The 22,329-nt window shown below is 65.0% G+C and carries 18 protein-coding genes and 3 rRNA genes; 14 read left to right on the top strand and 7 right to left on the bottom strand.

Annotated features, from left to right (window positions below; genetic code table 11):
• Positions 1 to 6: 6 nt before the first annotated feature.
• The 7 genes from A5702_RS07920 to A5702_RS07890 are packed head-to-tail and all read left to right on the top strand — an operon-like array spanning position 7 to position 6,891.
• Complete coding sequence (locus tag A5702_RS07920; protein ID WP_055402351.1) at positions 7 to 540, top strand: F0F1 ATP synthase subunit B; 534 nt, start codon at positions 7 to 9, stop codon at positions 538 to 540.
• Positions 541 to 546: 6 nt separating this feature from the next.
• Positions 547 to 1,887, top strand: coding sequence for a F0F1 ATP synthase subunit B/delta (locus tag A5702_RS07915; RefSeq protein ID WP_055402348.1), 1,341 nt, complete (start codon positions 547 to 549; stop codon positions 1,885 to 1,887).
• A gap of 59 nt (positions 1,888 to 1,946) precedes the next feature.
• Positions 1,947 to 3,623, top strand: coding sequence for a F0F1 ATP synthase subunit alpha (gene atpA / locus A5702_RS07910; RefSeq protein ID WP_055402347.1), 1,677 nt, complete (start codon positions 1,947 to 1,949; stop codon positions 3,621 to 3,623).
• Between the two features lie 6 nt (positions 3,624 to 3,629).
• On the top strand, positions 3,630 to 4,538 hold the full coding sequence (locus tag A5702_RS07905) for a F0F1 ATP synthase subunit gamma (RefSeq protein ID WP_055402346.1): 909 nt from the start codon (positions 3,630 to 3,632) through the stop codon (positions 4,536 to 4,538).
• A gap of 23 nt (positions 4,539 to 4,561) precedes the next feature.
• Positions 4,562 to 6,028, top strand: coding sequence for a F0F1 ATP synthase subunit beta (atpD, locus tag A5702_RS07900; RefSeq protein ID WP_055402344.1), 1,467 nt, complete (start codon positions 4,562 to 4,564; stop codon positions 6,026 to 6,028).
• 35 nt (positions 6,029 to 6,063) lie between these two features.
• Positions 6,064 to 6,429 (top strand): F0F1 ATP synthase subunit epsilon, encoded by a 366-nt coding sequence (locus A5702_RS07895; protein WP_067747732.1) that lies wholly within the window; start codon positions 6,064 to 6,066, stop codon positions 6,427 to 6,429.
• Positions 6,430 to 6,447: 18 nt separating this feature from the next.
• On the top strand, positions 6,448 to 6,891 hold the full coding sequence (locus A5702_RS07890; RefSeq protein ID WP_055405686.1) for a DUF2550 domain-containing protein: 444 nt from the start codon (positions 6,448 to 6,450) through the stop codon (positions 6,889 to 6,891).
• A 15-nt stretch (positions 6,892 to 6,906) separates the two neighbouring features.
• Here the strand turns inward: A5702_RS07890 and A5702_RS07885 are convergent, their stop codons facing one another.
• Positions 6,907 to 7,491, bottom strand: coding sequence for a cob(I)yrinic acid a,c-diamide adenosyltransferase (locus tag A5702_RS07885; protein WP_055405687.1), 585 nt, complete (start codon positions 7,489 to 7,491; stop codon positions 6,907 to 6,909).
• 142 nt (positions 7,492 to 7,633) lie between these two features.
• Here A5702_RS07885 and murA point away from each other — a divergent pair, with 142 nt between their 5' ends.
• The 4 genes from murA to rrf all read left to right on the top strand — a co-directional run bounded on the left by murA (position 7,634) and on the right by rrf (position 14,363).
• Positions 7,634 to 8,887 carry a UDP-N-acetylglucosamine 1-carboxyvinyltransferase gene (gene murA / locus A5702_RS07880; RefSeq protein WP_067899412.1) on the top strand — a complete coding sequence of 418 codons (1,254 nt, stop codon included), beginning with the start codon at positions 7,634 to 7,636 and terminating at the stop codon, positions 8,885 to 8,887.
• A 360-nt stretch (positions 8,888 to 9,247) separates the two neighbouring features.
• Positions 9,248 to 10,778: ribosomal RNA gene (locus A5702_RS07875) — 16S ribosomal RNA — on the top strand.
• 283 nt (positions 10,779 to 11,061) lie between these two features.
• A 23S ribosomal RNA gene (locus tag A5702_RS07870) occupies positions 11,062 to 14,161 on the top strand.
• An 89-nt stretch (positions 14,162 to 14,250) separates the two neighbouring features.
• Positions 14,251 to 14,363 (top strand): 5S ribosomal RNA (gene rrf, locus A5702_RS07865).
• The 16S, 23S and 5S rRNA genes sit together here, the layout of an rRNA operon.
• Before the next feature lie 60 nt (positions 14,364 to 14,423).
• On the opposite strand, the gene A5702_RS07860 is transcribed toward rrf, so the two are convergent.
• From A5702_RS07860 to A5702_RS07850, 3 genes are all read right to left on the bottom strand, one after another.
• Positions 14,424 to 14,921 carry a methylated-DNA--[protein]-cysteine S-methyltransferase gene (locus A5702_RS07860; protein WP_055405240.1) on the bottom strand — a complete coding sequence of 166 codons (498 nt, stop codon included), beginning with the start codon at positions 14,919 to 14,921 and terminating at the stop codon, positions 14,424 to 14,426.
• Positions 14,918 to 16,408 (bottom strand): DNA-3-methyladenine glycosylase 2 family protein, encoded by a 1,491-nt coding sequence (locus A5702_RS07855; protein WP_055405239.1) that lies wholly within the window; start codon positions 16,406 to 16,408, stop codon positions 14,918 to 14,920. The genes A5702_RS07860 and A5702_RS07855 overlap by 4 nt, the downstream gene beginning before the upstream one ends.
• Positions 16,409 to 16,476: 68 nt before the next feature.
• Positions 16,477 to 17,361: a LysR family transcriptional regulator gene (locus A5702_RS07850; RefSeq protein WP_067824081.1), complete on the bottom strand. Its 885-nt coding sequence runs from the start codon at positions 17,359 to 17,361 to the stop codon at positions 16,477 to 16,479.
• A gap of 90 nt (positions 17,362 to 17,451) precedes the next feature.
• Here A5702_RS07850 and A5702_RS07845 point away from each other — a divergent pair, with 90 nt between their 5' ends.
• Positions 17,452 to 18,699, top strand: a complete 1,248-nt coding sequence (locus A5702_RS07845; RefSeq protein WP_068219724.1) for an MFS transporter — start codon at positions 17,452 to 17,454, stop codon at positions 18,697 to 18,699.
• Between the two features lie 24 nt (positions 18,700 to 18,723).
• Here A5702_RS07845 and A5702_RS07840 read toward each other — a convergent pair whose 3' ends face one another.
• Together A5702_RS07840 and A5702_RS07835 are read right to left on the bottom strand one after the other, a co-directional pair.
• Complete coding sequence (locus tag A5702_RS07840) at positions 18,724 to 19,110, bottom strand: hypothetical protein (RefSeq protein WP_067824038.1); 387 nt, start codon at positions 19,108 to 19,110, stop codon at positions 18,724 to 18,726.
• Positions 19,111 to 19,173: 63 nt separating this feature from the next.
• Entirely contained in the window at positions 19,174 to 20,790 is a 1,617-nt protein-coding gene (locus A5702_RS07835) for an adenylate/guanylate cyclase domain-containing protein (RefSeq protein ID WP_067824035.1), read from the bottom strand.
• 45 nt (positions 20,791 to 20,835) lie between these two features.
• On the opposite strand from A5702_RS07835, the gene nucS reads away from it, so the two are divergent.
• Together nucS and A5702_RS07825 are read left to right on the top strand one after the other, a co-directional pair.
• On the top strand, positions 20,836 to 21,507 hold the full coding sequence (gene nucS / locus A5702_RS07830; RefSeq protein WP_055404485.1) for an endonuclease NucS: 672 nt from the start codon (positions 20,836 to 20,838) through the stop codon (positions 21,505 to 21,507).
• A 22-nt stretch (positions 21,508 to 21,529) separates the two neighbouring features.
• Positions 21,530 to 21,826: a hypothetical protein gene (locus A5702_RS07825; RefSeq protein ID WP_055404483.1), complete on the top strand. Its 297-nt coding sequence runs from the start codon at positions 21,530 to 21,532 to the stop codon at positions 21,824 to 21,826.
• On the opposite strand, the gene mce is transcribed toward A5702_RS07825, so the two are convergent.
• Positions 21,827 to 22,294, bottom strand: a complete 468-nt coding sequence (gene mce / locus A5702_RS07820) for a methylmalonyl-CoA epimerase (protein WP_197506515.1) — start codon at positions 22,292 to 22,294, stop codon at positions 21,827 to 21,829.
• Between the last annotated feature and the right edge of the window lie 35 nt (positions 22,295 to 22,329).

Genomic DNA, 22,329 nt, shown 5'->3' with positions numbered 1-22,329 from the left:
GCTGTGATGGGTGACGCGAGCCTGAGCGTTCTGGCATCCGGCCGGGTGGTGGCCGAGGGAGGCAACAACTTCCTCGTTCCAAACGGCACGTTCTTCTTCGTGCTGGCCATCTTCCTGATCGTGCTGGCCGTCATCGGCACCTTCGTGGTGCCGCCGGTCATGCGGGTGTTGCGCGAACGCGACAACATGGTTGCCAAGACGGCCGCCGACAACAAGAAGGCGACCGAGCAATTCGACGCCGCCAAGGCCGACTATGAGGAAGCCCTGACGGAGGGCCGGGTTCAGGCGTCGTCGCTGCGCGACAACGCCCGCGCCGAAGGTCGTAAGGTGGTCGAAGACGCGCGTTCCCGTGCCGAGCAGCAGGTGATGTCGACGTTGCAAATGGCATCCGAGCAATTGAAGCGGGAGAGAGACGCCGTGGAACTGGATCTGCGCGCCAACGTGGCGGGCATGTCGGCGACGCTGGCCAGCCGGATCCTCGGCGTCGAGGTCGCCCCGGTCACCGCGGCCACGTCGGCAACCGGGAAATCTGGACGGTAATCGCGCATGTCGACTTTCATCGGGCAGTTGATCGGATTCGCGGCCATCGTGCTGCTGGTCTGGCGGTACGTCGTGCCGCCGGTGCGTCGTCTGATGGCCGCTCGTCAAGAGGCCGTGCGCCAGCAGCTGAAAGACTCTGCGGCAGCGGCGGATCGGTTGAAAGAGTCGGAAACGGCCCACAGCAATGCCGTGGAATCCGCCAAGACCGAGGCCGAACGGCTGGTGGAGGAGGCGAAGACCGACGCCGGCCGCATCGCCGAGCAGTTCCGCGCCCAGGCCGAGTCGGAGTCCGAACGCATCACCGCACAGGGCGGCCGCCAGGTCGACCTCCTGCGCACGCAGTTGAGCCGCCAGCTGCGCCTGGAACTCGGTCACGAGGCGGTGCGCCAGGCGGGCGAGTTGGTGCGCAACTACGTCGCCGACCCGGAGCAGCAGTCCGGCACCGTCGATCGGTTCCTGGACGAGCTCGAAGCGATGGCCCCGGCGCCCGCCGAGGTCCAGTATCCGCTGTTGGCCAAGATGCGCTCCGCCAGTCGAGTGGCGGTGGCCGGTCTGTCCGAGCGGTTCAGCGACATAGCCAAAGACCTTGACAACAAAGCCCTTTCCAACCTGTCGGCCGAGCTCGTCTCGGTCGCCGAGATGCTGGACCGGGAGATCGTCGTCACCCGGTACTTGACCGTGCCGGCCGAGGACGCGGGCCCCCGCGTCCGATTGATCGAGCGGCTGGTCTCGGGGAAGGTCTCCGACGCCACGCTCGACGTCCTGCGGCTGGCCGTGTCGGAACGTTGGTCGGCCAACTCCGATTTGGGCGACGCGATCGAGCACATCTCACGGCAGGCGTTGCTCGAAGTCGCCGAGCGGGAGAACAAGGTCGACGACGTCGAAGACCAGCTGTTCCGGTTCGCCCGCATTCTGGACGCGCAGCCGCGACTCGCCATCCTGTTGGGTGACTACGGCGTGCCGGTGGAAGGCCGAATCAACCTGCTGCGCAAGGTACTCGACAGCGCCAGCGGCAGGGTCGAGCCGATCGTCGTGGCGCTGCTGACCCAGACCGTGCAGCTGCTCAGGGGCGAATCGGCCGAGGAGGCCATCCAGTTCTTGGCGAAGGTCGCCGTGGCACGCCGCGGCGAGATCGTCGCGCAGGTCAGCGCGGCGGCCGACCTCAGCGACGCCCAGCGGTCGCGCCTCACCGACGTGCTCGGCCGCATCTACGGTCACCCGGTGACGGTGCAGCTGCAGACCTCCGAGGAGCTGCTGGGCGGCCTGCTCATCTCCGTGGCGGACGAAGTGATTGACGGGACACTCGCTTCGCGCCTCGCCGCTGCCCAGGCCCAATTACCCGACTGACACCAACCACGCCCCCTAACCACACGCGATACCAAGATCAAGTAGGAAGACGAAAAGCCATGGCCGAGTTGACAATCTCCGCTGATGACATCCAGAGCGCCATCGAGGAGTACGTAGGCTCTTTCACCTCCGACACCTCCCGGGAGGAGGTCGGTACCGTCGTCGAGGCCGGGGACGGCATCGCGCACGTCGAAGGCCTGCCCTCCGTCATGACGCAGGAACTGCTCGAGTTCCCGGGTGGGGTCCTCGGTGTCGCGCTGAACCTCGACGAGCACAGCGTCGGCGCGGTGATCCTGGGTGACTTCGAGAAAATCGAAGAGGGCCAACAGGTCAAGCGGACCGGCGAGGTTCTGTCCGTGCCCGTCGGCGATGCCTTCCTGGGTCGCGTCGTCAACCCGCTCGGCCAGCCCATCGACGGCCGGGGCGACATCGACACCGACATCCGGCGCGCGCTCGAGATCCAGGCGCCGTCCGTGGTGCAGCGGCAAAGTGTGAGCGAGCCGCTGCAGACCGGCATCAAGGCCATCGACGCGATGACGCCGATCGGTCGCGGCCAGCGGCAGCTGATCATCGGCGACCGCAAGACCGGCAAGACCGCGGTCTGCGTCGACACCATCCTCAACCAGCGTGGGAACTGGGAGAGCGGCGACGAGAAGAAGCAGGTCCGCTGCGTGTACGTGGCCATCGGCCAGAAGGGCACCACGATCGCCTCGGTCCGCCGGGCGCTCGAAGAGGGCGGCGCGATGGACTACACCACCATCGTCGCGGCCCCGGCCTCCGACTCGGCCGGCTTCAAATGGCTTGCGCCGTACACCGGTTCGGCGATCGCCCAGCACTGGATGTACGACGGCAAGCACGTGCTGATCGTGTTCGACGACCTGAGCAAGCAGGCCGAGGCGTACCGCGCGATCTCGCTGCTGCTGCGTCGCCCGCCGGGCCGCGAGGCCTACCCCGGTGACGTGTTCTACCTGCACTCGCGGCTGCTGGAGCGCTGCGCGAAGCTCTCCGACGACCTCGGGGGTGGCTCGCTGACCGGCCTGCCGATCATCGAGACGAAGGCCAACGACATCTCGGCCTACATTCCCACCAACGTCATCTCGATCACCGACGGCCAGTGCTTCCTGGAGTCCGACCTGTTCAACCAGGGTGTGCGGCCGGCCATCAACGTCGGTGTGTCGGTCTCCCGCGTGGGTGGCGCGGCGCAGATCAAGGCCATGAAAGAGGTGGCCGGCTCGCTGCGTCTGGACCTTTCGCAGTACCGCGAATTGGAATCGTTCGCGGCGTTCGCCTCGGACCTGGATGCGACGTCGAAGGCGCAGCTGGAGCGCGGCGAGCGGCTGGTCGAACTGCTCAAGCAACCGCAGTACCAGCCCATGCCCGTTGAGGAGCAGGTGGTTTCGATCTTCCTGGGCACCGGCGGTCACCTGGACTCCGTGCCCGTCGAGGATGTCCGGCGCTTCGAAACCGAACTGCTGGACCACATGCGGGCTTCGGAGGAGAGCTTCCTGTCCGGCGTCCGCGACAGCGGCAAGCTCTCGGAAGAGGGTGAGAACCAGCTGACCGAGATCATCAAGAACTTCAAGAAGGGCTTCGCGGCCACCGGCGGCGGCTCGGTGGTGCCCGACGAGCACGTCGAGCCCCTGGATGAAGAAGACCTCGAAAAGGAGTCGGTGCAGGTCAAGAAGGAAAAGCCGAAGGACAAGAAGGAAGCCAAGAACGGCAAGGACAAGAAGTAGCTAACAATGGCTGCCACACTTCGCGAACTACGCGGCCGGATTCGCTCCGCAGGGTCGATCAAGAAGATCACCAAGGCACAGGAGATGATCGCGACGTCGCGCATCGGTAAGGCGCAGGCCCGGCTGGAATCGGCTCGGCCCTATGCATTTCAGATCACCTCCATGCTCACCACGCTGTCGTCCGAGGCCGCTCTGGATCACCCGTTGCTCGTCGAACGGGAGGAACCCAGGCGGGCCGGTGTGCTGGTGGTGTCCTCCGATCGGGGGCTGTGCGGCGCCTACAACTCCAGCATCTTCCGTCGGGCAGAAGAGCTGTTCTCGCTGCTGAGGGAGGAAGGCAAGACGCCGGTCGTGTACACGGTCGGCCGAAAGGCGCAGAACTACTTCAAGTTCCGCAACTGGGACATCACCGAGTCGTGGACGGGGTTCTCCGAGCAACCCAAGTACGAGAACGCCGCGGAGATCGCCGAGACCCTGGTCGAGACGTTCATGAAGGGCGCCGGCGACGACGAGTCATCGGACGACCAGGGGGTCGACGAACTGCACATCGTCTACTCGGAGTTCAAGTCGATGATGTCTCAGGCCGCGGCGGCCCACCGCATCGCTCCGCTGGTCGTGGAGTATGTCGAGGACACCGACGAACTCCACACGCTGTACTCGTTCGAGCCGGACGCGACAACGCTTTTCGAGTCGCTCTTGCCGCGGTACGTGACCACCCGCGTCTACGCCGCACTGCTCGAATCGGCGGCATCCGAGCTGGCGTCGCGCCAACGAGCGATGAAGTCGGCGACCGACAACGCGGACGACCTGATCAAGGAGCTGACGCTGATGGCGAACCGCGAGCGGCAGGCTCAGATCACCCAAGAGATCAGCGAAATCGTCGGCGGCGCAAACGCGCTCGCCGACGCTCAGTAGCAAACGAGGAAGAGAAGAAGAATATGGCTGCTACTTCTGGAACCGCAGAGAAGACCGACAAGTCCACCAAATCCGAGACCAGCGGCCGCGTGGTGCGGATCACCGGTCCGGTGGTTGACGTCGAGTTCCCGCGCGGATCCGTGCCGGAACTGTTCAACGCGCTCAACGCCGAGATCACGTTCGAGGAACTCAAGAAGACCCTCACGCTCGAGGTCGCACAGCACCTCGGCGACAACCTGGTTCGCACGATTTCGTTGCAGCCCACCGACGGTCTGGTGCGCGGGGTCGAGGTCACCGACTCCGGCAAGTCGATCTCGGTGCCGGTCGGCCAGGAGGTCAAGGGCCACGTCTTCAACGCGCTGGGCGACTGCCTGGACAAGCCCGGGTACGGCGAGGACTTCGAGCACTGGTCGATCCACCGCAAGCCGCCGGCCTTCGAGGAGCTCGAGCCCCGCACCGAGATGCTCGAGACCGGGCTGAAGGTGGTCGACCTGCTCACCCCGTACGTGCGAGGCGGCAAGATCGCGCTGTTCGGCGGTGCCGGCGTGGGCAAAACAGTGCTGATCCAGGAGATGATCAACCGTATCGCCCGAAACTTCGGTGGTACTTCGGTTTTCGCCGGCGTAGGCGAGCGCACCCGCGAGGGCAACGACCTCTGGGTCGAGCTCAAAGAGGCCGACGTGCTCAAGGACACCGCGCTGGTGTTCGGTCAGATGGACGAGCCGCCCGGCACCCGTATGCGGGTGGCGCTGTCGGCGCTGACGATGGCCGAGTGGTTCCGCGACGAGGCCGGCCAGGACGTGCTGCTGTTCATCGACAACATCTTCCGTTTCACGCAGGCCGGATCCGAGGTCTCCACGCTGCTCGGCCGGATGCCGTCGGCGGTGGGTTACCAGCCCACGCTGGCCGACGAGATGGGTGAGCTGCAGGAGCGCATCACCTCGACGCGGGGCCGGTCGATCACGTCCATGCAGGCGGTCTACGTGCCGGCCGACGACTACACCGACCCCGCGCCCGCGACGACGTTCGCCCACCTGGACGCGACCACCGAGCTGTCGCGTTCGGTGTTCTCCAAGGGCATCTTCCCCGCGGTGGACCCGCTGGCATCGAGCTCGACCATCCTCGACCCGAGTGTCGTCGGCGACGAGCACTACCGCGTCGCGCAGGAAGTCATCCGAATCCTGCAGCGGTACAAGGACCTCCAGGACATCATCGCCATCCTCGGTATCGACGAGCTGTCGGAAGAGGACAAGCAGCTGGTGCAGCGCGCGCGGCGCATCGAGCGGTTCCTGTCGCAGAACATGATGGCGGCCGAGCAGTTCACCGGCCAACCGGGTTCCACGGTTCCGCTGAAGGAGACCATCGAGGCGTTCGACCGCCTGTCCAAGGGCGACTTCGACCACATCCCCGAGCAGGCCTTCTTCCTGATCGGCGGCCTCGACGACCTGGCCAAGAAAGCCGAAAGCTTCGGCGCCAAGTTGGATTCCTGAGGACCGAGCGCTAAGGCTCTGAAAGGCTCTGTGGCATGGCCGAATTGAACGTCGAGATAGTCGCCGTCGACCGGAAGATCTGGTCGGGTGAAGCAACGTTTTTGTTCACCCGCACCACCGTCGGCGAGATCGGCATCCTGCCCCGGCACATCCCGGTGGTCGCCCAGCTGGTCGACGACGCGATGGTGCGCGTCGAACGCGAAGGCGAAGACGACCTGCGGGTCGCCATCGAGGGCGGGTTCCTCTCGGTCACCGAGGAGACGGTGACGGTCCTGGCCGAGTCGGCCGCGTTCGAGTCCGAGATCGACGAAAGCGCCGCCAGGGAGGATTCGGAGTCCGACGATCCCCGCATCGCGGCGCGCGGGCGCGGCAGATTGCGCGCCGTCGGCGCGATCGACTAGCCGGCCTCGGAGAAGGCCATGAGCGCGCCCATGATCGGCATGGTCGTGCTCGTCGTCGTCCTGGCGGGCGCGGTCGTCGCGCTCAGCTATCGACTCTGGAAGCTGCGCCAGGGCGGCACCGCGGGGATCATGCGAGACATCCCCGCGGTCGGCGGCCACGGCTGGCGGCACGGCGTGATCCGTTACCGCGGCGGTGAGGCCGCGTTCTACCGGCTCTCCAGCCTGCGGCTGTGGCCGGACCGTCGGCTCAGCCGCAGGGGAGTGGAGATCGTGGCCCGGCGTGCGCCACGCGGCGACGAATTCGACATCATGACCGACGAGATCGTGGTGGTGGAGCTGCGCGACACGACGCAGGACCGCAGGACCGGCTACGAGATCGCCCTGGACAAGGGCGCATTGACGGCGTTCCTGTCCTGGCTGGAGTCCCGTCCTTCGCCGCGCGCGCGTCGTCGCAGCGTTTAGGTCTTGCGCCGCAAGTCAACTCGCGCCCGGCGCCCCGCCGCCCGGTTTCCAGAGCACGTCGCCCTCGGGATTGGCCGCGCGCGCCAGGATGAACAGCAGATCCGAGAGGCGGTTCAGGTATTTCGCCGGCAGGACGTTGACCTGCTGGGGCGCCGCATCGATGGCCGCCCATGCCGACCGTTCCGCTCGACGCGCGATCGTGCGGGCGACGTGCAGCAGTGCCGACAACGGCGAACCACCCGGCAGCACAAAGGAATTCAGCGCCGGCAGGTTCTCGTTATATTTGTCACACCAACCCTCGAGCCGGTCGATGTAGGGCTGGGTGATCCGCAGCGGGGGGTGCTCGGGGTTTTCCACCACCGGGGTGGACAGGTCCGCACCCGCGTCGAACAGGTCGTTCTGGATCTGGCGCAGCACGCCGGCGATTTCCTCGTCGGGCTGACCCAGGGCGATCGCCACGCCGATCGCCGAGTTCGCCTCGTCACAATCCGCGTAGGCGACCAGGCGCGGATCGTTCTTGGAGACCCGCGAGAAGTCGCTCAATCCCGTCGTGCCGTCGTCACCGGTCCGGGTATAGATGCGGGTCAGGTGTATCGCCATGAGCAAAACGGTACTGCGGCCCGTGACGGGCCGGCGCCTTGGCTCGGCTGACTGCTTGACTTCTCCGCACTCCGCTGCGCGGAGTGCATCGTCGTCAAGCGGCTGACTGACAACCAGAAACCGCTTCACTAGACTGACGCGGGTGGCTGAGCGATTCGTGGTGACCGGCGGCAACCGGTTGTCCGGCGAAGTCGCGGTAGGGGGCGCCAAGAACAGCGTGCTCAAGCTGATGGCCGCGGCGCTGCTGGCCGAAGGCACCAGCACCATCACCAACTGCCCCGACATCCTCGACGTGCCGTTGATGGCTGAAGTGCTGCGCGGGCTGGGCGCCACCGTCGAGCTCGACGGCGACGTCGCCCGCATCACCTCGCCGGACGAACCGAAGTACGACGCCGACTTCGCGGCGGTCCGGCAGTTCCGGGCGTCGGTATGCGTGCTGGGGCCGTTGGTCGGCCGGTGCAAGCGGGCCAGGGTCGCGCTCCCGGGCGGTGACGCGATCGGGTCGCGCCCGCTGGACATGCATCAGGCGGGCCTGCGCCAGCTCGGCGCGCAATGCAACATCGAGCACGGCTGCGTCGTCGCCCAGGCCGACACGTTGCGCGGCGCCGAGATTCAACTGGAATTTCCGTCGGTGGGCGCCACCGAGAACATCCTGATGGCCGCCGTGCTCGCCGAGGGTGTCACCACCATCCACAACGCGGCCCGCGAACCCGACGTCGTCGACCTCTGCACCATGCTGAACCAGATGGGTGCGCGGGTCGAAGGCGCGGGATCGCCGACCATGACCATCACCGGCGTCCCGCGGCTACACCCCACCGAGCACCGCGTGATCGGGGACCGCATCGTCGCCGCCACCTGGGGCATCGCCGCCGCGATGACGCGAGGTGACATCTCGGTCACCGGCGTCGACCCCGCCCACCTGCAGGTGGTGTTGCACAAGCTGCACGACGCCGGCGCCACCGTCACCCAGACGGACAACAGCTTTCGGATCACCCAGTACGAGCGCCCCAAGGCGGTCAACGTCGCGACGCTGCCGTTTCCGGGGTTCCCCACGGATTTGCAGCCGATGGCCATCGCGCTGGCGTCCATCGCCGACGGCACGTCGATGATCACGGAAAACGTTTTCGAGGCGCGCTTTCGCTTTGTCGAAGAGATGATCCGGTTGGGCGCCGACGCCCGCACCGACGGCCACCACGCGGTCGTCCGCGGCCTGCCGCAATTGTCGAGCGCACCCGTGTGGTGTTCCGACATTCGGGCCGGCGCCGGCCTGGTGTTGGCGGGCTTGGTGGCCGACGGTGACACCGAGGTTCACGACGTCTTCCACATCGATCGCGGCTACCCGTTGTTCGTGGAGAACCTGTCGATTTTGGGAGCGGAGATCGAGCGGGTAGAGTAGCCAAAGTCAGTGCCCCACAGGGGCGGTCGCCACACCAGGCGGCCGACAACCCGGGCCCTTGACTCCCTCGCTGGATTGGTACTAGCCTGGCACGGCTGCTCCCGAGACGGTCTGCAGAAGACCAAAACCGGGAGTTGACTCCTCTGCCGGACCTGTATTAAGCTGGCAGGGTTGCCCCAAAACGGGCGAAACAAGTGTTGTTTGAGAACTCAATAGTGTGTTTGGTCTTTTTATTTGTTGTTGTTTTTTTGGCCATACCTAGCACTCCCCGTGTGTGGGTATGGCAATTTTTGATGCCAGTTAAATGGCGTCTTGTCAGGTATCTCTGATTTGAATTCACCTCGTTCTGCGAGGAGATTTTGTTTGGAGAGTTTGATCCTGGCTCAGGACGAACGCTGGCGGCGTGCTTAACACATGCAAGTCGAACGGAAAGGCCCCTTCGGGGGTACTCGAGTGGCGAACGGGTGAGTAACACGTGGGCAATCTGCCCTGCACTTCGGGATAAGCCTGGGAAACTGGGTCTAATACCGGATAGGACCACTTGGCGCATGCCTTGTGGTGGAAAGCTTTTGCGGTGTGGGATGGGCCCGCGGCCTATCAGCTTGTTGGTGGGGTGATGGCCTACCAAGGCGACGACGGGTAGCCGGCCTGAGAGGGTGTCCGGCCACACTGGGACTGAGATACGGCCCAGACTCCTACGGGAGGCAGCAGTGGGGAATATTGCACAATGGGCGCAAGCCTGATGCAGCGACGCCGCGTGGGGGATGACGGCCTTCGGGTTGTAAACCTCTTTCACCATCGACGAAGGTCCGGGTTTTCTCGGATTGACGGTAGGTGGAGAAGAAGCACCGGCCAACTACGTGCCAGCAGCCGCGGTAATACGTAGGGTGCGAGCGTTGTCCGGAATTACTGGGCGTAAAGAGCTCGTAGGTGGTTTGTCGCGTTGTTCGTGAAATCTCACGGCTTAACTGTGAGCGTGCGGGCGATACGGGCAGACTAGAGTACTGCAGGGGAGACTGGAATTCCTGGTGTAGCGGTGGAATGCGCAGATATCAGGAGGAACACCGGTGGCGAAGGCGGGTCTCTGGGCAGTAACTGACGCTGAGGAGCGAAAGCGTGGGGAGCGAACAGGATTAGATACCCTGGTAGTCCACGCCGTAAACGGTGGGTACTAGGTGTGGGTTTCCTTCCTTGGGATCCGTGCCGTAGCTAACGCATTAAGTACCCCGCCTGGGGAGTACGGCCGCAAGGCTAAAACTCAAAGGAATTGACGGGGGCCCGCACAAGCGGCGGAGCATGTGGATTAATTCGATGCAACGCGAAGAACCTTACCTGGGTTTGACATGCACAGGACGCGTCTAGAGATAGGCGTTCCCTTGTGGCCTGTGTGCAGGTGGTGCATGGCTGTCGTCAGCTCGTGTCGTGAGATGTTGGGTTAAGTCCCGCAACGAGCGCAACCCTTGTCTCATGTTGCCAGCGGGTAATGCCGGGGACTCGTGAGAGACTGCCGGGGTCAACTCGGAGGAAGGTGGGGATGACGTCAAGTCATCATGCCCCTTATGTCCAGGGCTTCACACATGCTACAATGGCCGGTACAAAGGGCTGCGATGCCGCAAGGTTAAGCGAATCCTTTTAAAGCCGGTCTCAGTTCGGATCGGGGTCTGCAACTCGACCCCGTGAAGTCGGAGTCGCTAGTAATCGCAGATCAGCAACGCTGCGGTGAATACGTTCCCGGGCCTTGTACACACCGCCCGTCACGTCATGAAAGTCGGTAACACCCGAAGCCAGTGGCCTAACCCTTGGGAGGGAGCTGTCGAAGGTGGGATCGGCGATTGGGACGAAGTCGTAACAAGGTAGCCGTACCGGAAGGTGCGGCTGGATCACCTCCTTTCTAAGGAGCACCACGAAAAGCACCCCAATTGGTGGGGTGCGAGCCGTGCGGGGTTCTCACCTGTAGTGGGTGAGGGCCGGGTGCACAACAGCAAATGATTGCCAGACACACTATTGGGCCCTGAGACAACACTCGGCCAGTCCGTGTGGTGTCCCTCCATCTTGGTGGTGGGGTGTGGTGTTTGAGTATTGGATAGTGGTTGCGAGCATCTAGACGGATGCGTTGCCGGCAACGGTGGTGCGTTCGTCGAAATGTGTAATTTCTTTTGAAAACTCTTGTGTGTAAGTAAGTGTCTAAGGGCGCATGGTGGATGCCTTGGCATCGAGAGCCGATGAAGGACGTGGGAGGCTGCGATATGCCTCGGGGAGCTGTCAACCGAGCATTGATCCGAGGATTTCCGAATGGGGAAACCCAGCACGAGTGATGTCGTGTTACCCGTATCTGAATATATAGGGTGCGGGAGGTAACGCGGGGAAGTGAAACATCTCAGTACCCGTAGGAGAAGAAAACAATTGTGATTCCGTCAGTAGTGGCGAGCGAACGCGGAACAGGCTAAACCGCATGCATGGATAACCGGGTAGGGGTTGTGTGTGCGGGGTTGTGGGATTGATACATCTCAGCTCTACCTGGCTGAGGGGTAGTCAGAAAGTGTCGTGGTTAGCGGAAGTGGCCTGGGACGGTCCGCCGCAGACGGTGAAAGCCCGGTACGCGAAAACCCGGCACCTGCCCTGTATCAACACCCGAGTAGCAGCGGGCCCGTGGAATCTGCTGTGAATCTGCCGGGACCACCCGGTAAGCCTAAATACTTCTCGATGACCGATAGCGGATTAGTACCGTGAGGGAATGGTGAAAAGTACCCCGGGAGGGGAGTGAAAGAGTACCTGAAACCGTGTGCCTACAATCCGTCAGAGCCTCCTTGTGGGGTGATGGCGTGCCTTTTGAAGAATGAGCCTGCGAGTCAGGGACACGTCGCGAGGTTAACCCGTGCGGGGTAGCCGCAGCGAAAGCGAGTCTGAATAGGGCGCATCCCCTTTGGGGTGTAGTGGCGTGTTCTGGACCCGAAGCGGAGTGATCTACCCATGGCCAGGGTGAAGCGCGGGTAAGACCGCGTGGAGGCCCGAACCCACTTAGGTTGAAGACTGAGGGGATGAGCTGTGGGTAGGGGTGAAAGGCCAATCAAACTCCGTGATAGCTGGTTCTCCCCGAAATGCATTTAGGTGCAGCGTTACGTGTTTCACCACGGAGGTAGAGCTACTGGATGGCCGATGGGCCCTACTAGGTTACTGACGTCAGCCAAACTCCGAATGCCGTGGTGTATAGCGTGGCAGTGAGACGGCGGGGGATAAGCTCCGTACGTCGAGAGGGAAACAGCCCAGATCGCCGGCTAAGGCCCCTAAGCGTGTGCTAAGTGGAAAAGGATGTGCAGTCGCAGAGACAACCAGGAGGTTGGCTTAGAAGCAGCCACCCTTGAAAGAGTGCGTAATAGCTCACTGGTCAAGTGATTGTGCGCCGATAATGTAGCGGGGCTCAAGCACACCGCCGAAGCCGCGGCAACCGTAAGGTTGGGTAGGGGAGCGTCCCCCATGCAGCGAAGCTACCGGGTAACCGGTGGTGGAGTTTGGGGGAGTGAGAATGCAGGCATGAGTAGCGATAAGGCAAGTGAGAACCTTGCCCGCCGTAAGACCAAGGGTTCCTGGGCCAGGCCAGTCCGCCCAGGGTGAGTCGGGACCTAAGGCGAGGCCGACAGGCGTAGTCGATGGACAACGGGTTGATATTCCCGTACCCGTGTGTGGGCGTCCCTGACGAATCAGCGGTACTAACCACCCAAAACCGGATCGACCATTCCCCTTCGGGGGCATGGAGTTTCGGGGCTGCGTGGGACCTTCGCTGGTAGTAGTCAAGCAATGGGGTGACGCAGGAAGGTAGCCGTACCAGTCAGTGGTAATACTGGGGCAAACCTGTAGGGAGAGCGATAGGCAAATCCGTCGCTCATTAATCCTGAGAGGTGATGCATAGCCGATTGAGGTGAATTCGGTGATCCTCTGCTGCCAAGAAAAGCCTCTAGCGAGCACACACACGGCCCGTACCCCAAACCAACACAGGTGGTCAGGTAGAGCATACCAAGGCGTACGAGATAACTATGGTTAAGGAACTCGGCAAAATGCCCCCGTAACTTCGGGAGAAGGGGGGCCGGAATACCGTGAACACCCTTGCGGTGGGAGCGGGATTCGGCCGCAGAAACCAGTGGGTAGCGACTGTTTACTAAAAACACAGGTCCGTGCGAAGTCGCAAGACGATGTATACGGACTGACGCCTGCCCGGTGCTGGAAGGTTAAGAGGACCCGTTAACCGTAAGGTGAAGCGGAGAATTTAAGCCCCAGTAAACGGCGGTGGTAACTATAACCATCCTAAGGTAGCGAAATTCCTTGTCGGGTAAGTTCCGACCTGCACGAATGGCGTAACGACTTCCCAACTGTCTCAACCATAGACTCGGCGAAATTGCACTACGAGTAAAGATGCTCGTTACGCGCGGCAGGACGAAAAGACCCCGGGACCTTCACTACAACTTGGTATTGGTGTTCGGTACGGTTTGTGTAGGATAGGTGGGAGACTTTGAAGCAGTTACGCCAGTAATTGTGGAGTCGTTGTTGAAATACCACTCTGATCGTATTGGACACCTAACGTCGAACCCTTATCGGGTTCACGGACAGTGCCTGGCGGGTAGTTTAACTGGGGCGGTTGCCTCCTAAAATGTAACGGAGGCGCCCAAAGGTTCCCTCAACCTGGACGGCAATCAGGTGTTGAGTGTAAGTGCACAAGGGAGCTTGACTGCGAGACTTACAAGTCAAGCAGGGACGAAAGTCGGGACTAGTGATCCGGCACCCCCGAGTGGAAGGGGTGTCGCTCAACGGATAAAAGGTACCCCGGGGATAACAGGCTGATCTTCCCCAAGAGTCCATATCGACGGGATGGTTTGGCACCTCGATGTCGGCTCGTCGCATCCTGGGGCTGGAGCAGGTCCCAAGGGTTGGGCTGTTCGCCCATTAAAGCGGCACGCGAGCTGGGTTTAGAACGTCGTGAGACAGTTCGGTCTCTATCCGCCGCGCGCGTCAGAAACTTGAGGAAACCTGTCCCTAGTACGAGAGGACCGGGACGGACGAACCTCTGGTATACCAGTTGTCCCACCAGGGGCACGGCTGGATAGCCACGTTCGGACAGGATAACCGCTGAAAGCATCTAAGCGGGAAACCTTCTCCAAGATCAGGTTTCTCACCCTTTTAGAGGGATAAGGCCCCCCGCAGACCACGGGATCGATAGGCCAGACCTGGAAGCTCAGCAATGAGTGCAGGGAACTGGCACTAACCGGCCGAAAACTTACCAACACACAATCGCAACCACTTTCCAGTTCCGCCGACATTTGTCGCGGACGCTTGAATACCACACCCCCCACCGAAACAAATTTAAATAGAGTTACGGCGGCCACAGCGACAGGGAAACGCCCGGTCCCATTCCGAACCCGGAAGCTAAGCCTGTCAGCGCCGATGATACTGCCCATGCGGGTGGAAAAGTAGGACACCGCCGAACATACACAAAAACACCCCCGGCAACGGGGGTGTTTTTGCATTCTTTGACGCCGGCGCAGTCCTAGTCGAATAGCGTCAATGCCACCGAAGCGCGCTTCTTTTCCAATGCGAGCAGCTTTTGTTTGCGGTCGAGGCCTCCGCCATAACCCGTGAGGCTTCCGTTGGCCCCGATGACCCGATGGCAGGGCACGACGATCGCGATGGGATTGTGGCCGTTGGCCAATCCGACGGCGCGTGCCGAACCGGGTGCGCCGATCTGGGCCGCGATTTTTCCGTAGGACCGCGTCTCGCCGTACGGAATGGTCAGCAGGGCCTCCCATACTCGCCGCTGAAAGTCGGAGCCGCGCAGCTCGAATTCGAAATCGAATTCGGTCAGCTCGCCCGCGAAATAGGCGTCGAGTTGCTCGGCGGCCTCGCAGAATGCCGCGGGGTTGGGAGTCCAGCCGGTCCGGCTCGGCTCGTACGTCTGGTCGACCATTCGAAGCATGGTCAACACCGAATCCTGGCCGGCCAGGGTCAGTGGCCCGATAGGGCTGTCAATCGTGCGGTACTCGATCATGCGACCTCCTGTGGTGGCCATTGGTTAACCGGGTGCTCGAGGGTGGTCCATAGGTATTGGGTGGCATAGGAGCGCCAGGGCCGCCACCCGCCGCTGCGCTCGACAAGCGAGCGTTCGTCGGAGGGCAGGCCCAGGTGCCCGGCGGCCAGGCGCACCCCTAAATCACTGGCGGGGAACGCATCCGGGTCGCCGAGGCCGCGCATCGCTATCACCTCGGCGGTCCAGGGGCCTATCCCGGGAACCTCAAGGAGCTGCCTGCGCGCGGCCTCCCAGTCGCACCCGCTGTCCAGGACGATACTGCCGTCGGCGAGGCCGGCGATCAGCGCGCTGAGGGTCCGCTGCCGGGACTTGGGGACCGCCAAGTGGACGGGATCGATCTGGGCGAGCTGCGCCACCGACGGGAAGGTATGGGTCAACCCGCCACCCGGGTCGGCGACCGGCTGCCCGTAGGCCGCCACCAGGCGACCGGCGTGGGTGCTGGCCGCCTTGGTCGACACCTGTTGGCCCAGGACGGCGCGCACGGCGAGCTCGGCCTCGTCAACGGTGCGCGGAATGCGTTGTCCGGGCGCCTTTCTCACCGCCGGGCGCAGATGCGGGTCGGCGACCAGCGCGTCGTCCACCGCTTCGGGATCGGCGTCGAGATCCAGCAGCCGCCGGCAGCGCGCGATCACCGTCGTCAGGTCGCGGAAGTCGTCGAGGACGAGCACGCAGCGGACGTGATCGACGGCCGGTGTCAGGCTGACGACGGCGGTGCCGAACGGAAGGCGCAGGCTGCGCCGGTACGCGCCCTCGCGGACCTCTTCACAACCGGGCACCGTACCGGCGGCCAGATGGCCGAACACGCCCTCATACGCGAACGGCGTGCGTACGGGCAACCGGAGGCAGACCGTCCCCGCGGCCGAAGAACTCGAGGATCCGGACCGGACCGCCGCCCGCCGGCGCAGCTCCGTCGGCGTGTTCTCGAAGACCAAGCGCACGGTGTCGTTGAACTGCCGGATGCTGGAAAACCCTGCGGCGAAGGCGATGTCCCCGAAGGGCAGGTCCGTAGTCTCGATGAGCAGGCGGGCGGTCTGCGCCCGTTGGGCGCGGGCCAGCGCGAGGGGACCGGCCCCGACCTCGGCCTGCAGCAGCCGCTCCAGCTGGCGGGTGGTGTAGCCGAGGTGCGCCGACAGCCCGCCGACGCCTTCGCGGTCGACGGTGCCGTCGGCGATCAGGCGCATCGTGCGGGCGACGACGTCACCGCGCACGTTCCATTCCGGCGACCCGGGCGACGCGTCGGGACGGCACCGCTTGCACGCCCGGAATCCGGCGCGCTGGGCGGCGGCGGCCGTCGGGTAGAACCGCACGTTGCGCGCGAACGGCGGCCGCACCGGGCAGCTGGGCCGGCAGTAGATGCGGGTGGTCAGGACGGCCGTGACGAACCAGCCGTCGAACCGCGCGTCCTTGGACTGGACGGCGCGGTAGCAGCGTTCGAAGTCGTCGTGCACGCTTTCCAGACTTACACCCACCGGGTGACAAAACTGGCGGAAAAGCGACATCGCAGTGGGACGTCGGCTCAGGGTCCGTCCTGCCGCACGGCCGCGGCGGCCGCGATGAAATCGCGGGCCGGGCGGGACAGCGGGCGGCCCGAGTCCCAGATCATGCCCACATCGCGGTACGCGTCGGCGTCGGCGAGCGGCACCACGCACAACCCCGGTGCGGAGTCGCCGCCGTCGATGGGCATCAGGCTGACGCCCAGTCCGGCGGCCACCAGGCCGGCCGTCGTCGTGAGGTTCGCCGCCTCCAGCACGATCCGAGGCTGAAAGTGTGCCGCGGCGCAAAGCTCGTCGAGCAGCCGTCGCATGCCGAAGCCGGGCTGCATGGCCACGACGGGCTCGTCGGCCAGTTCGGTCATGGACACCGCGGCGCTGCCCTCGAATCGGTGAGCGCGCGGCACGGCGACACCGAGCCGCTGTCGAAACAGGCTGCGCCAGGCCAGAGTTGGCCGGCGCGGCCGCGGTGAAACCACCCCGACGTCGACGCCTCCGGCCAACACCAGGTCGCCGATCGATTCGGCGGCGCCCTCCTCGAGCGCGAACGCCACGCGCGGTGAGGATTCCTTGAACCGCGCGATCAAGCGCGGCACCACCGTCGCCCCGAACGAGCCGAGGAAGCCCACCCGGATCTCGCTGACGGCCGGGTTCGCCAGGTCGTCGATCGCCCGCCTGGCCGAGTCGAGTTCCAGCTGTGCCCGCCGGGCGTGCTCGTAGAAGATCCGGCCATAGGTGTTGAGCGACAAGCGCTTACCCCGACGATCGAACAGCGCCACACCCAGTCGCCGCTCCAGGCGCGCGAGCATTCGGGTCAGTGTCGGCTGGGCTACGCGAAGCTGTTCGGCGGCCGCCGTGACGTGTTCCAGCTCCGCGAGTGTGACGAACCACTCGTAGTCCTCGCCCGTCAAGCGCACCACCTCGACTTATACCCAAAAAGCATATTAAACCAGCGAATAATTCATTTCCGTCGATTCCCGGCGGAGCGCAGGATGAACGGCATGTCCCAGCGCCCCCCGACTCCCGTCGCGCACCGCGCCGGCAGCCCCGGCTACCGGCGACTGACCGCGGCGCTGTGCGGCGCCGGGGTGGCCAGCTTCGCCGCGATGTACTGCACCCAGGCGCTCCTGCCGGCCCTGTCGGCGGCCTACCGGATCGGCCCGGCCACTGCGGCGCTCACGGTCTCGCTCACGACGGGGATGCTGGCCGTCTGCATCATTCCCGCCAGCGTCCTTTCCGAGCGCTACGGCCGCATCACGGTGATGCTGACCTCGGGGGTGGCGTCCAGCGTGATCGGGCTGTTGTTGCCGTTCAGCCCGAACCTCGGCGTATTGCTCCTCGGCCGGGCGGTGCAGGGCGCAGCGCTCGCCGGGATACCGGCGGTCGCGATGGCGTTCCTGGCCGAGGAGGTACACGCCTCGTCGCTCGGGTCGGCGATGGGACGCTACATCGCGGGCACAACGGTCGGCGGGCTGGCCGGGCGACTCGTTCCGTCGTTGGTCATCGAGATCAGCGATTGGCGGGTGGCGCTGCTGGTGTGCTCCCTGACGACGCTGGCCGGCACGGTGGTTTTCGCCGTCCTGGTGCCGCGATCTCAGTTCTTCAACCCGAGGGAGGCGAGCGTGCGGGCCGGCGTGCGCAACCTCGCCGCGCATCTGCGAAACCCGTTGCTGCTGAAGCTCTTCGCCGTGGGGTTCGTGCTGATGGGTGGATTCGTGACCGTGTACAACTACCTCGGCTACCGGCTGACCGCCCGGCCATTCGGCCTGGCGCCGTCGGTGATCGGCCTGCTGTTCCTGCTGTACCTGGTCGGCACCTGGACATCGGTGGTGGCCGGGAGGCTCGCCGACAGAAAGGGACGCCCATTCGTGCTGGGAGTCGCCATGCCGGTTGCGGTGACCGGCCTGCTGCTCACCGTGCCGCACTCCCTGGTCGCCGTCATCGTGGGCGTCGGCGCCTTCACCGGTGGCTTCTTCGCCGCGCACACCGTGGCGAGCGGATGGGTGGGCGCGGTCGCGCAGCGCGACCGCGCTGAGGCGGCGGCGCTGTATCTGTTCAGTTACTACCTGGGCGGATCAGTGGCCGGCGCGTTCGGCGGCCTCGTGTACGGCGTCGGCGGCTGGCCGGCGACCGTCGGTTTCGTCGGGGCGCTGCTGGTGGCCGGCGCATCGCTGGTGGCGTTGTTGGTGCGGGAGAGCGGCTCCCGCACCAACAACCACGTCGTTGAGGCCCTGGCCACCGTCGAGTGATCCCGCCCGGTGCCCCGCAGGCGCTTACGGGCTGGGCGGCGTTCCCACGCAGACGCCGCCGGCGCAGGCGCCCGCACCACCGGGTCCGGCGGAAGCCCCGGCACCCGGCACGCCCGCGCTTGCCCCACCGGGCCCGGCGCCGGCGCCGGACCCACCCGGTCCGGCGGTCGTGGCACCACCGGGTCCGGTTTCCGGACCGCCGCCGCCCGGCGCGGCGGGACTGGTCGCCGCCGGGGCGGTCGTCGTGACGCTGGCAGGCGTGGTGACGGAGGTGGTGACGGTCGAGGTCGAAGTCGTCGGGTTCTTGTTGTCCTTGCCCGAGCCGCAGCCCGCGGTCAACGAACTCAAGGCAATCACCGCGGCAATTCCCGCGGCGACGGAAACACGGCGGGCGGTTCCGCTACCAGTCATGTCAACACCAATCTGTAAGGGGCGATGTCTTCAATCCCCTTACCCACTCGGCTCGAAAATCAATCAACCCGACCGGTCGGTGGGCGAGGCCAGTTGGGTGGGGCGCTCGTGCCCGCGAAGGGTCACCGTCTCGCCCAAAGACCAACGCGCGCGTTCGTTCTCGCTCGCGCCCTCCAGCGCGTCGGCCGTCGCGAGCAGCCGGCCGGGGTGCGACTTGGCGAGCTCGCACAGGCGGGCCGCCTCGTTGACCGGACCGCCGATCACGGTGTATTCGAAGCGTTCCCTGGCCCCGACGTTGCCGGCGACGACCTGCCCCGCCGCGACGCCGATACCGGCCTCGCACTCCGGCATCTCGTTGTCCAGCCGCTCGGCCATGGCCCGCGCGGCGGCCAGCGCCTCGTCTTCCGGACGCTCAAGATGATTCGGGGCCCCGAAGATGGCCAGCGTCGCGTCGCCCTCGAACTTGTTGACCAGCCCGCAGTGTCGGTCCACCTCTTCGACGACTATCCCGAAGAATCGGTTGAGCAATTGAACGGTCTCGGCCGGGGGGCGGCTGGTCACCAGCTGGGTGGATCCGACGATGTCGATGAACAGGACTGCCACATGGCGTTCTTCGCCGCCCAGCTTCGGCCGCTCGCGCTCCGCGGCCAGGGCGACCTCGCGTCCGACGTGACGGCCGAACAGGTCACGGACACGTTCCCGCTCACGCAGCCCGTCGACCATGGCGTTGAATCCCCGTTGCAGCTCACCGAGTTCGGTGCCGTCGAAAACGACGAGATCACCCCGCAGGTCGCCGCGCTCGACGCGCCTCAGCGCGGCGCGGACCACGCGCACGGGAGTTGCGGTGAGCCAGGCCAGAATCCACATCAAGAGGCAACCGAAGATCACCGTGGCCATCGAGATGATCAACACGCCGACCGCGAACTCGGTCTCGGTCAGGTTCCGCATCAGGGCCTGGAAGCCCGCGAGAAAAGCGATGCCGAGGACGGGCAATCCCGAACCGAGAAACCAGACCACCATCGTCCGGCCCATGATCCCGGCCGAGAAACGCCGCGGGGGTGGCCCCGCCTCCAGCGCCTGCGCCGCGACGGGACGCAGGGCGAACTCGGCGATTAGATAGCTGGCGGTGGCCACCAGGACGCCGCAGATGCTCACCGCCACCAGAAACCGCGGGATGAACAGCGTGTTGATCAGGCCGTAGAGCGTCGTGTACACCACCGCCCCGACACCCCACAAAATGAGGAGGAAGCGAGCGATCCGCCACGGGGCCAGGAAGGTGTTGCGCTCGTCTTCCGCGTTCGGCGAACGCTCCTCGATCGCCCAGCGCAACGAGATCACGGTCCGGCGGGTGATCCAATACGTGCCCACCGCCAGGGCCAGCGCGATGTAGGCCGGTGAGACCCCGAACGTAATCCAGGCCGGCGCGTCGTGGAAGATGCTCGGCTGCGGCACGGCGACGATCACCAACAGCAGCGCGACCACGATGCCGATCAGGTTGGCCCCCAGCACCAGCACGGTGAGGATGAGCTGGATGCGGATTCGGCGACGGCGCTGGCTCTCGGAGACCCGGCCCAGCAGCAGGGAGCCGTACGCCGGGGTCTCCGGTAGCCGGCCGCTCTGACGGGTGACCGTCTCGAGCACCCGCCCGATGCGTCTCGCCAAGCTCTGGGTGGCCGACATGGTGGCGCCAGCCTAATTTGTCGGCCACGCTCTAAGGTGAGTCGGGTGCGTCTAGTGATCGCCCAATGCACCGTGGACTACGTCGGCCGGCTCACCGCGCATCTTCCGTCGGCGCGCCGGCTGCTGCTGTTCAAGGCCGACGGATCGGTCAGCGTGCACGCCGACGACCGGGCCTACAAGCCGCTGAATTGGATGAGCCCGCCCTGCTGGCTGACCGAGGAGCCCGGCGACGACGCGCCCGTGTGGGTGGTGCAGAACAAGGCCGGCGAACAGCTGCGCATCACCGTCGAGGACGTCGAGCACGACTCCAGCCACGACCTCGGGGTGGACCCCGGGCTGGTCAAGGACGGGGTCGAGGCCCACCTGCAGGCGTTGCTCGCCGAGCACGTGCAGCTGCTCGGCGAGGGCTACACGCTGGTACGTCGCGAGTACATGACCGCCATCGGGCCCGTCGACCTGCTCTGCCGCGACGAGCGAGGCGGCTCGGTCGCGGTGGAGATCAAGCGGCGCGGCGAGATCGACGGCGTCGAACAGCTGACCCGTTACCTCGAGCTGCTCAACCGTGACAGCGTGCTCGCGCCGGTGAAGGGGGTGTTCGCCGCCCAGCAGATCAAGCCGCAGGCGCGCACCCTGGCCACCGACCGCGGGATCCGTTGCATCACACTGGATTACGACAAGATGCGGGGGATGGACAGCGACGAATACCGGCTGTTCTGAGCCCGGCGGCTAGGCTGGCGGCATGGCACGGCGCCGCACACCGCCCCGCCGGCACCGGCCGTCGTCGCCGCCCCCGGAGTTCCGCCGGGTGGAGATCGGGCCCGACGGGCACGAATACGAGGTCCGCCCCGTCGCGGCGGCCCGTGCGGTCAAGACCTACCGCTGTCCCGGATGTGATCACGAAATACGCTCGGGCACCGCACATCTGGTGGTGTGGCCGACCGATCCAACCCTCGGGGGATCCGACGATCGGCGCCATTGGCACGCCCCGTGCTGGAGCCACCGCACCACGCGGGGCCCGACCAGGAAGTGGTCGTGATCAGGCGGCCGGTTCGACCAGCTCGATGAGCACGCCGCCGGCGTCCTTGGGGTGGATGAAGTTGATCCGCGAGTTTGCCGTGCCACGACGCGGCGTCTCGTAGACGAGCCGGATGCCCTGGGAGCGCAGGCGCTCGACCAGGCTGTCGAGGTCGGTCACCCGGACCGCCATCTGCTGGATGCCCGGCCCCCGCTTGTCGAGGAACTTGGCGATGGTCGAGGAGTCGTCGATCGGGGCCATCAGCTGGATCTGCGCGGTACCCGCGGGGGCGCCGCGCACGGCCAGCATGGCCTCGCGGATTCCCTGGTCGGAGTTGACTTCCTCGTGCACCAGGATCATGCCGAGGTGGTCGTGGTACCACGCGATTGCGGTGTCCAGGTCGGCGACTGCGATGCCGACGTGATCGATCGCCGTCACCAGCTCGGTGGCCAGGACCTGACGGGCGTCAACTTGATCGGTCGTCATCACATAAAGGTAACCTGGCGGCAAAGATTGCGCTTCTC

The organism is Mycobacterium sp. E3339 (assembly GCF_001666915.1).
GTDB lineage: Bacteria > Actinomycetota > Actinomycetes > Mycobacteriales > Mycobacteriaceae > Mycobacterium.
The sequence above is the reverse complement of the archived record's forward strand: the minus strand, read 5'-3'. Positions and strand labels throughout refer to the sequence as shown.